The sequence below is a fragment of the Streptomyces sp. CO7 genome (assembly GCF_053474865.1).
On sequence record NZ_JBRIOU010000005.1, the window covers coordinates 505,116 to 506,612 of the forward strand.

Below are 1,497 nucleotides of genomic sequence, written 5' to 3' on the forward strand. Positions count from 1 at the left end.
GGGGACGCGGCGTCGGAGTACCTGGGCGCTTTCACGGGCGGAGCCTTCTTGCCGGTGGTGCGGTTTCCGCCAGTCTGCCCCAGGCCACGCCCCGGTACGCGGCGGCACGGGTCAGTCGACGCCGCGCACCCGGTGGACGAGGAGGGCGCCGGCCAGGGCCAGCAGGCCCGCGACGACGTACAGCGTGGTGTACCCGCCCAGGCCCGTGACCAGCGGCGCGGCCAGCGCGGGCGCCATCACCTGGGGCAGCGAGTTGGCGACGTTGATCACGCCGAGGTCCTTGCCCCGGGCGGCCGCGTCCGGCAGCACCTCCGTCATCAGCGCGAAATCCACCGACGTGAACACGCCGAACCCGACGCCCAGCAGCGCCGCGGCCACCAGCGCCGACGACCAGGTCTGCCACCCGGCCAGCATCAGCGTGGCCCCCGCCATCAGCACCCCCGACCACAGCACGTACGGCTTGCGGCGGCCCGAACGGTCCGAGCGCACGCCGCTGACCACCACCGTCGCGAGCAGCATCACGGCGTTGACCACGGTCAGCACCAGCACACCCTGCTCCGGGTCGGGGTGACCGACCCGGTCGCGCAGGTAGTAGAGGAGGTAGAGCAGCACCAGGGCGTTGGACAGGTTGATCAGGAACCGGGTCAGCCAGGCCCAGCCGAGGTCCGGATGGCGGCGCGGGTCGAACCCCAGCCCGGCCACGAAGCGGCGCGCCGTCACGCGGGCGGGACGCTCCACCTCCGGCAGCGGGGGCTCGTGGTGCAGCAGCAACGGGACCACGCCGAGCAGGCTGAGCACCGCGCAGGCCGCGTACCCGGCGCCGATGCCGCCCGCCGCGGCGGCCAGCCCGGTGCCGGCCACCACGCCGACGATCTGGACGCCGCCCAGCCACCCGCCGACCGTGCCCCGCTGCGGCCGGGGCACCCGGTCCGGGACCGCCGCGGTGACGGCGGCGAACGAGGCGTTCAGCGTCAGCTGCACCAGGCACCAGCCGATCAGCATCGTCCACGGCCCGGGCGCCCGGCCGAGCAGCAGCAGGAACACCGCGCCGCTCGCCGAACCGGCCAGGATCCACGGCCGCCGCCTGCCCCACCGGGAGGCGGTGCGGTCCGACAGCGCGCCGAACACCGGGCTCGCGACCAGCGCCACCACCGCGCCGACGCCGGTCACCCAGGCCAGCATCGTCTCCTTGGTCATGCCGGCCAGGCCCCACGCCCCGCCCGCGCCGCCGGCGGCGAACGCGGCGGTCTGCGAGGCCAGCAGGATCTGCATCGGGCCGTACCAGCCCACCCAGACCGCGCCGTTGGCCAGCGACAGCGAGGCCGTCCAGCCGCCGCCCACCCGCTTCGTGGGCTCGACCGGGGGCCCGCCGTCCGCGCCGCCGGCGAAGGGCAGGTCCTTGGACAGGGGCCGGCCGACGGCCGCGCCGGAGGATCCCGCCCCCGCAGGGGCCGTGCCAGAGGGTCCCGCCTCCGCAGGGGCCGCGCCGGATGGTCC

General features: G+C 76.2%; 1 protein-coding gene. It reads right to left on the reverse strand.

Annotated features, from left to right (window positions below; genetic code table 11):
* Positions 1-111 precede the first annotated feature (111 nt).
* Positions 112-1,395: an MFS transporter gene (locus tag ACOV8S_RS20780; RefSeq protein WP_448319473.1), complete on the reverse strand. Its 1,284-nt coding sequence runs from the start codon at positions 1,393-1,395 to the stop codon at positions 112-114.
* Between the last annotated feature and the right edge of the window lie 102 nt (positions 1,396-1,497).